Origin of the sequence: Streptomyces beihaiensis, assembly GCF_026274175.1 — a bacterium.
Taxonomy (GTDB): domain Bacteria; phylum Actinomycetota; class Actinomycetes; order Streptomycetales; family Streptomycetaceae; genus Streptomyces; species Streptomyces beihaiensis.
Genome location: NZ_JAPHNL010000318.1, coordinates 20312 through 30191 on the forward strand (window position 1 = coordinate 20312; position 9880 = coordinate 30191).

7 protein-coding genes are annotated in these 9880 nt (G+C 73.3%); all 7 read left to right on the forward strand.

Going from position 1 to position 9880, the window contains the following annotated elements:
* Positions 1-461: 461 nt before the first annotated feature.
* Positions 462-1577, forward strand: a complete 1116-nt coding sequence (locus tag OFY01_RS28665) for a bifunctional DNA primase/polymerase (protein WP_266604802.1) — start codon at positions 462-464, stop codon at positions 1575-1577.
* A complete protein-coding gene (locus tag OFY01_RS28670; RefSeq protein WP_266604803.1) occupies positions 1574-3097 on the forward strand; it encodes a DNA primase family protein in 1524 nt (507 codons plus the stop codon). Before OFY01_RS28665 ends, OFY01_RS28670 begins: the two co-directional genes overlap by 4 nt.
* A complete protein-coding gene (locus tag OFY01_RS28675; RefSeq protein ID WP_266604804.1) occupies positions 3094-3495 on the forward strand; it encodes a DUF6009 family protein in 402 nt (133 codons plus the stop codon). The genes OFY01_RS28670 and OFY01_RS28675 overlap by 4 nt, the downstream gene beginning before the upstream one ends.
* Positions 3496-3788: 293 nt before the next feature.
* The gene (locus tag OFY01_RS28680) at positions 3789-4619 is read left to right on the forward strand and encodes an AfsR/SARP family transcriptional regulator (RefSeq protein ID WP_266604805.1); all 831 of its coding nucleotides are present in this window, start codon (positions 3789-3791) and stop codon (positions 4617-4619) included.
* 284 nt (positions 4620-4903) lie between these two features.
* The gene (locus OFY01_RS28685) at positions 4904-7024 is read left to right on the forward strand and encodes a condensation domain-containing protein (protein WP_266604806.1); all 2121 of its coding nucleotides are present in this window, start codon (positions 4904-4906) and stop codon (positions 7022-7024) included.
* A 330-nt stretch (positions 7025-7354) separates the two neighbouring features.
* Positions 7355-8341 (forward strand): carbohydrate kinase family protein, encoded by a 987-nt coding sequence (locus tag OFY01_RS28690; protein WP_266604808.1) that lies wholly within the window; start codon positions 7355-7357, stop codon positions 8339-8341.
* Positions 8342-8560: 219 nt separating this feature from the next.
* A partial coding sequence (locus OFY01_RS28695; protein ID WP_266604810.1) for an NAD(P)/FAD-dependent oxidoreductase occupies positions 8561-9880 on the forward strand: 1320 nt, incomplete at its 3' end.

A 9880-nucleotide genomic window follows, 5' to 3' on the forward strand; every position in this document is an offset into this window, starting at 1 on the left:
GCCGGGGGGCTCTGGAGGGACAGCGACTGAAGAACAGCGACTGAAAGGGTCTTCGGTAGCTGTTCAGTCGCTACAAGAAAGCCCAGGTCACGGGGCATATTGCGGCTGAACAGCTACTGAAGCGACTCAAGGTTCGGGTATATGAAGACATTGGCGCGTGCGCGTGTGCGTCATAGATAGAAGGCTTCAGTCGCTTCAGTCGCTGTTTTGGCTTTCGCAAGGCTCTGACCTGCGGTTTTCTGAGCTACTGTGAGAGCGACCGAAGAGTCGCTCAGTCGCTGCCCCTTTTTCTTCAGTCGCTGTCGGCCTCGCGACGCCCCCGACCGGCGCTCGCAGGCCCCTGGAAAACGGTGATCGACACGGCCGAAGGGGCTCTCAACCAGTGCTCCACCGCCTGATCGCGCCCGTTCGCTAGTCTGTGTCCGTCGTTGAGTCGCTTCAGTCGCTGGTAGGGGATCGGAATGTCTTCTGAGCTGCGTTTCCCACGCAGCGGCTCGACGTGGCCCGTCCCCGAACCCTCGGTCGCTGCGCCGCCCTCCGCCACCGCCCGCTGGTGTGCCCGCCGGGGCTGGCCGGTGCATCCGCTGGCTCCCGGGCGCAAGACGCCCGCCGGGAACTGCGAGAACTGCCGCGGCGGCGCCCACACGGCCGCCGACTGCGCGTGCCTGCCCGCCGGTCGCTGGTGTCACGGCTTCCACGCCGCCACCCTCGACCAGCGCCGCATCCAGCAGTGGTGGACCGCCCACCCCGACTTCGGTGTCGGCGTCGCCTGCGGTCCCGCGGGCCTGGTCGTCATCGACATCGACGCCCACGCCGCCGCCGTGCCCCACCGGGACCGGGTCCTGCCCGGCATCCCGATCGCCGAGCACATCGACCTGACGGGACTGGCCACCGGCTTCCACTCGCTGGCCGTCCTGGCCGCGCTGCGTGGCAAGCCCAGCCCCGCCGAGGACGCCAACACGCTGCGCGTACGGACGCCTTCGGGCGGGCTGCACGTCTGGTACCGGGCCGAGGACAACCGCCGCTGGCAGTGCTCCACCGGCTCCGGCTCGGGGCGGGCGCTCGCCTGGCAGGTCGACGTCCGCGCGCACGGGGGTTACATCATCGCTCCAGGGACCACCACGAGCGCCGGGACGTACACCCCGGTGGGGGAGACCAGGGAGCCCGCCGCGCTGCCTCTGTGGCTGGCTCAGGAGCTCGAACGCACCGGGCACTTGCCCGCACCCGACATCCCCGCGCCCCGCCCTGTACCGCCCCGAGCGCAGCAGGCCGTCCTCGCCGCCGGAGGCGGACGCCGGCAGGTGGCCGGGCTCCTCGCCGCGATCCTGGCGCCCGTCGAGGCGTGCGGGCAGGTCAGCGAGGGCGCCGGGTTCTCCGACACCCTCAACCGGGCCGCGTTCACCATCGGTGGTCTCGTCGCCGCGCACCGGGTGTCACGGGAGGAAGCCGAACAGGCACTGCGAGAAACGGCCTCAGCGGCCCGTCCAGGGCAGGAGAGGCGCTCGGAGCAGATCATTGCCAGCGGCCTCGCCGCGGGGCTCACAAGGCCCCTCTACGCCCACGGAGGCCGCCCGTGACCTCACCAGGCAACGAGACCCTCTTCGACTTCGACCCCGCGGCCGTCGCCGCGCAGATCCGTGACCAGGGCGGCGTTCCGCTGCCCGCACAAGGGGAAGGACCGCACGCGGCGGGCGCGCCGGACGCCAGGGTCGAAGGGCTGCTGCCCGACACGCTCACCGACCGCGGCAACGCCAAACTGTTCGTCAAGCTGTACGCCAACGACTACCGGCACGTTCCCGGCATCGGCTGGTACCGCTGGGACACCACGCGCTGGCAGATCGACGAGGACGACACCGTGCTGTGGGCCGCGGGCGACCTCGCCGAGAACATCGCCGGGCACGACGCGCGCGGCCTGTTCACCACCACGGCCCTCCAACAGCACCGGCGCCGCGCCCTGTCCACCACCGGCATCAACTCCATGCTCACGCAGGCCAAGTCGGCCCCCGGCATGGTGCTCAACGCCGCCCGCCTGGACGCCGACCCGTACGCGCTGTGCACTCCGGACGGGATCGTCGACCTGCGCACCGGCCTGATCAAGACGCCCGACCCGAACAAGGACTTCCACTCCCGCTCCACCACCGTCGGCCCGCACCACGGCAGGACCCCGCGCTGGGACCGGTTCCTCACCGACACGTTCGGGGACGACGAGGAGGGCCGGGAGATGATCGGCTTCCTGCAACTGCTCCTCGGCTACTCCGTCACCGGCGACGTCGGCGGACAAGTCCTCCCGTTCCTCTTCGGCGCCGGCAAGAACGGCAAATCCGTCCTCCTGGACGTCCTGATGAAACTGCTCGGCGACTACGCCGACGCGGCCCCGCCCGGCTTCCTCATGGCCCGCCCCTACGAGGGCCACCCCACCGACCTCGCCGAACTCCACGGCCGCCGCGTCATCGTGTGCAGCGAGGTCAAGCACGGCGACAAGTTCGACGAGGCCCGCGTCAAGCTGCTCACCGGCGGCGACCGCATCAAGGCCCGCCGCATGCGCCAGGACTTCTTCAGCTTCCAGCCCACGCACAAGCTCTGGCTCCTCGGCAACCACCGGCCCGAGGTCGGCACCGGCGGCTTCGCGTTCTGGCGCCGCATGCGGCTGATCCCCTTCGAACGGGTCGTCTCCGACGAACGCAAGATCGACAACCTCGCGGACATCCTCGTCACCGAGGAGGGCCCCGGCATCCTGGGCTGGCTCATCGACGGCGCCCGCCGCTACCTGGGCGGCGAACGCGACCTCACCGGCCCCGAACGCGTACGCATCGCCACCAACGCGTACGCGGAGACCGAGGACCACACCGGGCGCTTCTTCGAGGAGTGCTGCGCCATCGGGCCCGATCTTCGGGCGGAGCAGACCGGCCTCTACGCGGCGTACAAACGCTGGTGCCAGAATGAGGGGGCGCCCGCCATGTCCTCACGCGCATTCGCGGCACGCGCCCGTGAGCTGGCCGGGCTCGCCTCGCCCAAGGAGATGATCCTGTCCAACCAGCGCAAGTACTACCCGGGCATCGGACTGCTCACCGACGAGGAGAGGGAAGCGACCGCATGAGCTCCCTGATCACCGAGGACGAGATCAACCACGAGACCGAACTCGTCTGGCTGGAAGACATCGCCGATCTCGACTACGTACGCCAGAGCCTGGACCGGCTGCCCACCCGCAAGGGCAGGCCCGCCTACCACCGCGACGGCCGCATGGTCGGCTACGCGCTGCTCGGTCCCAAAGCCAAGGCATCCCGATCCTCCGGCACCTTCCGCCGCCGCGTCTTCTGGCTGCTGCCCCACGACCGCGACAGCGCCCCCGAGGGCCTGTACGCGACCGGCGCGCCCGCCGAGGCCGTCGACCCGCGCACCCTGGCCGCCCGCGTCAAGGGCTACAAGACGGAACGCTCGGAGGGCGGCCCGCCGTCGACCGCCATGCAGGAGCTGGGGATAACGCTTCCGCTGTAGTCGAGAGCGAGAGCGGGAACGGGAACGAGAGCAGGGGAGGGGGAGGGAGCGGGGGAGGGGCGCGCGGGGCCTCGCAGGCACTCCGCGGACCTGCGAATCTGCGGATTGCCTTAAGTTTTCCGCAAGTTGCACAGCACGATGTAAAAAGCGTCCGGGTCGGATTGACCAGCCGACCGCGCTGAATTTCCATCGAGTCGGGCTCGAAAACCGTGCGACACATCGCTCGAGTCGTCGCCGCGGCGCGCACCGCACGCCGAGTCGGCCCGTATGCCTGCACCCGTAGGGGGAGAACGATGGACATCGAAGTACTGGGTCCGCTGTCGGTGCGCGAACACGGCATCTCGATCGTGCCGACCGCCCCGAAACCACGGCAGGTGCTGGCCCTGCTCGCGCTCAACGCGGACCGCGTCGTACCCGTGTCCACGCTGATGGAGGAGCTGTGGGGCGACACCCCGCCGCGCAGCGCCCGCACCACCTTGCAGACCTACGTCCTCCAGCTGCGCGAACTGCTCGGTGACGCGCTGACGCGGGGCGGGGAGCAGCGGGTCGAGGCCAAGGACGTACTGACGACCCTGCCCGGCGGCTACCGCCTGTGCGTCCGCGGCGGATTGCTCGACTTCCAGGAACTGGAGCAGCGGGCCGGAGCCGGATACCGGGCGATGGACGCGGAGGACTACGAGGGCGCCGCCAAGCGGCTGCGTGAGGCCCTGTCCCTGTGGACCGGCGCCACGCTCGCCGACGTCCAGGCCGGCAGCCAGCTCGGCCCGGAGGTCGACCGGCTCGAGGAGACCCGGCTGTGCATCCTCGACCAGCGCATCGAGGCCGATCTGCGGCTGGGCCACCACCGCGGGCTGCTGTCCGAGCTGACGGTGCTGGTCAGCCGCTACCCGATGCACGAGAGCCTGCACGGGCAGTTCATGCTCGCGCTGTACCGTTCCGGCCGCCGCGGCGAGGCGCTCAACGTGTACCAGCGGCTGCGGACCACTCTCGTACGGGAGTTGGGCCTTGAGCCGTCCGCGGCCCTCAGCCGCCTGCAGCGCTCCATCCTCATGGCGCAGTCCGACTCCGTCCCGCTCGCGGGGGCGGAGAACGCGGCGGGGCGGAAGGCCGCCCGCGTGCACTGACCACTGACCCCTGACCGGGCCTGTCGGGCGGACAGGCCCTGGGGGCCGCATCCCCCCGGCCCCGGCACGCCCCGCTCCTCCGTGCGCCTGTGCCTCGAAGGAGCGGGGCCTGCCACTGTGCGGCGGTCCTGCCCCGGCTCGGAACGCGGCTGACGACGGCTCGACCCGGCGGCGTCACGACTGTGCGGCGCCGGTCCTTCGGCGCACACTCGGCAAGGACGTTGCGAGCCACCGCGCCGGGGCAGGGCTCACGGGCCCCGTGCTGTTCGAATCAGGAGACCCCGATGACCCAGGACCAGGCCCATGGCACGCCCTCAGGGGCGGACGCCGGAGCAGGGGACCAGTGGACGGGCTCCATCCCTCTGACCGAGAAGCAGCGGGCCCTGCTGCGCGCCCACCGGTCCGCCGCCCCGGCCGGTGCCCCCGCTGGCGTCCCGGCCGGCGCCCCGGACCCGCCGCACAGCACGCCCTTCGCCATCGAGCTGCGGGGCCCCTTGGACGAGCGTGACGTACGGCGGGCCCTTGCCCGCTTCGTGGCCCGCCACCCCCTGCTGACCGCGCGGCTCCGGCACAGCCCGGACGGCCCACCCCGCCTCGACGTCGACCCGGCGCGCCCGCCCGCCCTGGAGCACCGCACCGCCGCCACCGCCCCGGACCGGCCCCCCGCGGCCGCCGTACGGGCCGAGGCCCGCCGGGGCGTGGACCCCGAGCAGGACGGAATGCTGAGGGCCGTGCTCATCTCCCACGGGAGCGAACACCACACCCTGCTTCTCGTCGCCCACCGCGTGGCCGTGGACGACGAACCGGTCGCCGTGCTCCTGGCCGACCTGTGCGACGCCTACGAGTCCGGCGGTACCCGCACCGCCACCGCCCTCACCCGCACCACCACCGCCCGGCCCTCGCCCGCCCTGCCCGGCGCCGACACCGACTCCGGCGCCGACTTCGACTCCGACACCGACTCCGGCGCCGATACCGACACCGACACCGACGCCCGCGCACCGGGCGCCCCGGCGGCGGTGCCGCTCACCCCCCGCCAGCGCGACCTCCTGCGCGAGAGGCGGTTCCCCGACGACGACGGCGGCCGCCACGTGGAACAGGTGCACTGGCGCTGGCAAGGCCCGCTCGACGCCGAACGGTTCGCCACCGCATGGCAGTCCGTCCTCCAGTGCGAGACGGTGCTGCGCGCCGCGCTGGCACCCGACGGCGAACCACGTGTCGTGCTGCACGAGCACGCCGCCGTCGAGGTGGTCCGTCACGGCGCCGACGCCGACTGGGACACGCTCAAGGAGGAGGACCGGCGGCGCGGCTTCGACCCGCGGGTGCCGGGGCTGCTGCGCGCCACGCTGGTCGACTCGCCGTCCGGCGACGGCGGCCGGGTCCTGATCACCTTCCACCAGGTGCTGCTCGACGCGTGGAGCGTGTCGGTGCTGGTGCGGGAGTTCTACCGGGCCTACCTGGCCGGGGGCCGACTGCCAGGCGGCGAACGGCGCCCCGACCTGTGCGACTACGCCCACTGGCTGGCACGGCAGAGCACTGCCCCGGCCCGCGAGTTCTGGCGTTCCGTGGTGCCGACGGCCACTCCCGCGAACCGGCCCGCGCTGCCCGGCCCCGCCACCGGCGCGAGCGGCTGGGGCCGCGCGAGGGTCGGTCTCGAACGGGCCGACGCCGACCGGCTGCGCGCCTGGGCGGCCGCGCGGTCCACGACCGAGTCCGGCGCGCTCCAGGCGATGTGGGCGCTGCTGCTGTACCGGGCCAGCGGTGCGGACGGCCCGGCTCCGGTCGCGTTCGCGGTCCCGGTGAGCGGGCGGGGTGTCGCGCTGGCGGACGTCGAACGCATTCCGGGCCTGCTGACGAACACCCTGCCGGTGATCGTCCACGTCGACCCCCGCAGCACCGTGCCCGGCCTGCTGGCCGAACTGCGCGACCGGTCCGTGGACATGGCCGCCTACGAGTGGGTCTCACTGGGGCAGATCTGCCGGTGGACAGGGCGCGGGCACCGTCACGAAGGCGACGGCCGGCGCGACGAACTCGTCGAGAGCCAGCTGGTGTTCGACAACCGGCCACGGCTGTCCGCGACCCTGCGCGCGACGCTCGCCGCACACGGCGTCCGCGTCCAGGAACCGAGGCTGTCCGGCACGGCCCTGACCGAGTTCCCGGTCACCTTGTTCGCCTGCACGGACGACGACGGCGGCCTGACGCTGCACATCGTCCACGACCGGCGCCGCCTCGCCGACGCCGAGGCCGAGCGCCTGGGCGCCCTGTGCCGGAGGCTGCTGCGCGAACTGACCGACGTGACCGACGAGTCGACGGCCGTCGGCGACATCGTCTCGGGCCTGTCCCGGCGGGACCTGCCGCACATGGCGGGCCCCGCCGCACCGGCGCCGCGCGCACGTGCAGCCCGTTGACCGGGCCGCCGGACCGGCCCGCTCCCGTTCCGCCTCGCCCGATCGCGCCTCGTGCACGGTGCCGCGCCCCGGCCGCACCCCGCCCGTGTCCCGCGCCGCCTCGCCCCGTCCCGACGCCCCGCCGCACGACGCCCCGCCCTCACACGCACCACCGAGCGCGTCCCGCGCCGAAGGACCCGCCCACGTGGTCCGTCCGGCGGCGCACCCGACGCGCCGGGCCGCCCGAACGCGGCGGGCCATCAGCGAGGTCCTCGGCCTCCGCTGCCAGGAACCGGAACGTACCTGAACGCACTCAACGGGCCGGCACGCACGGACCCGGACAGGAGCCTTATGCGCATCGCGGTGACAGGATCCATCGCCACCGACCACCTCATGGTCTTCCCCGGCCGCTTCACGGACCAGCTGATCGCCGGGCAGCTCGACCACGTCTCGCTGTCGTTCCTCGTCGACGACCTGGAGGTCAGGCGCGGGGGAGTGGCGGCGAACATCACCTTCGGCCTCGGCTCGCTCGGCCTGCACCCGCTGCTCGTCGGCGCCGTGGGCGGCGACTTCGGCGGCGAGTACGAGGTGTGGCTCAAGGAGCACGGTGTCGACACGGGCGCCGTCCGGGTGAGCGACACCCGGCACACGGCCCGGTTCTCGTGCATCACGGACCAGGACGCCAACCAGATCGCCGCGTTCTACGCGGGCGCGATGGCCGAGGCCGCGGACATCGACCTGGCGTCGGTGGTCCGGGACGCGGGCGGCGTCGACCTCGTCCTCGTGGCACCCGACGATCCCGCCGCCATGGTGCGGCACACCGAGGCATGCAGGGAACTCGGCGTGCCCTTCGCAGCCGACCCCTCCCAGCAACTGGCCCGGCTCACCGGCGACCAGGTGCGCCGGCTCGTCGACGGCGCGCGCTGGCTGTTCACCAACGAGTACGAGGCCGCCCTGCTCCTGGAACGCACCGGATGGAGCGAGGACGAGGTGCTGGCCCGGGTCGGCACGTGGATCACCACGCTCGGCGCACGCGGCGCCAAGATCGACAGATCCGGTCGCGCCGCGCGCACGGTGCCGGGCGTCGCGGGTGTGGCCGTCGCCGATCCGACCGGCGTCGGCGACGCCTTCCGCGCGGGTTTCCTCGCCGCAGTCAGCCGCGGACTCGGACACGAGCGAGCCGTGCAGCTCGGCTGCGCCGTCGCCGCTTCGGCGCTCGCGGAGATCGGATCCCAGTCCTACGTGCCCGACCCCGGCAAGCTCGCCTCCGTCATCGCCCGGCACTACGGGGCCCGGGCCGCGACGGAGCTGGCCGCGGTGCTGGGCGCGGCGCCGTGAGCGGCGTCGGCCGGGTCACCGCGCCGCGCCGGGCGGCCGGGCAGGACACCGGCAGGGCGCCGCACTCCTCGGCGTAGCGCCGGAAGACCGGGACACCGGCCCGCCTCAAGGCCCGTTCGAGGACGCCTCGAAGTCTCCTCCGCGACCGGCTGGAGACCCGCCACGCGGTGTCTTTGTGCCCGCATGATGCAGGGACAACGATCAGGGAGGGTGGGGGAGTTGGCTCTGGACACGCAGACCGGACACGGCCACGCCGTGGTCATCGGCTCCAGCCTGGCCGGGCTCACCGCGGCACGGGCCCTGGCCAACTTCATGGACCGGGTCACCGTCGTCGAGCGCGACTGGGTGCCCAGCGGTCCCGGGCGCCGCCGGGGTGTGCCCCAGGCGCGGCACACCCACACCCTGACCGCCGCCGCCCAGCAGGGCCTGGAGGAGCTCTTCCCCGGCATCGGCGCCGACCTGACCGGCTCCGGGGCGGTCCGCGTGCGCATGCCCGAGGACATGCTGCTCCTCGGCCCCGGCGGCTGGCTGCCCCGCACCGGACCGGACCTGCCCGGCCTGTCGGTGCTCAGCGCCGGCCGTGACCTGATCGACGCGGCGGTACGCGACCGGCTGCGCGCCGACCCGAAGGTGGCCTTCCTGCCCGAGCACGAGGCGGTCGGCCTCGAACCGGGTCGCAACGACACCGTCATCGGCGTGTGGGTGCGCGCCCGTGACCGCAAGGCGCCCGGCGGCCCGAGCGGACGCCGCCTGATACCGGCCGACTTCGTGGTGGACGCGGCCGGACACGGCTCGCACGCCCCGCAGTGGCTCGCCGAACTCGGCTACACACCACCGAAGGAGACGGCGTCCACGTCCCCCACCGCCGTCGCCACCGCCCTCTACGCGCCCACCATCGGCCACGTCGCCGACTGGAAGAGCCTGCTGCTCCTGCCCTCCCCGGACCATCCGGCCACCGGCATGCTCCACCCCGTCGAGGGAGGCCGCTGGTCGGTGTCGGTGTCGACCGGCGACACCGGCCACGCCCCCGCCGACCACACGGCCCTGCTGCACGCCGCCCGCACGCTGCGCCACCCGCTGCTGCACGACGTCCTGGAGGCCGCCACACCGCTCGGCCCCGTCTACTCCTGCACGCCCACCGGGAACCGCTGGCGCCACTACGAGAAGCTGCGCCGCTGGCCCGACCAGTTCCTCGTCGTCGGCGACGCCTACGTCGCCCTCGACCCGGCCCACGGCCAGGGCATGACGGTCGCCGTGGAGTGCGCCCTCGTCCTCGATCAGCTGCTGACCGGACACGGCACGGCGATCGGCCTCGGCTACCGGCTGCGCCGGGCCATCGCCCACCGGCTGGCTCCCCTCTGGCGGGCGTCCGTGCTCGGCCTGCGCGCCGCGCGGGGCAGCCAGGACACCGCGACCGGCCCGCGCGCCCGGCTCGGTGCCCGGTACGCGGCCCGCATCGCGGCCGCCGCGACCGCCGACCCGGCCGCCCGCCGACTGCTCCTGGACCTGCTGCACGCGCGGGCCGCGCCCGCCGCGGCC

What these genes read in the sequence shown, in the direction of transcription:
- OFY01_RS28685 (WP_266604806.1), top strand. Translation starts at nt 4,904, where the DNA reads ATGACCCAGGACCAGGCCCATGGCACGCCCTCAGGGGCGGACGCCGGA.
- OFY01_RS28675 (WP_266604804.1), top strand. Translation starts at nt 3,094, where the DNA reads ATGAGCTCCCTGATCACCGAGGACGAGATCAACCACGAGACCGAACTC.
- OFY01_RS28665 (WP_266604802.1), top strand. Translation starts at nt 462, where the DNA reads ATGTCTTCTGAGCTGCGTTTCCCACGCAGCGGCTCGACGTGGCCCGTC.
- OFY01_RS28680 (WP_266604805.1), top strand. Translation starts at nt 3,789, where the DNA reads ATGGACATCGAAGTACTGGGTCCGCTGTCGGTGCGCGAACACGGCATC.
- OFY01_RS28690 (WP_266604808.1), top strand. Translation starts at nt 7,355, where the DNA reads ATGCGCATCGCGGTGACAGGATCCATCGCCACCGACCACCTCATGGTC.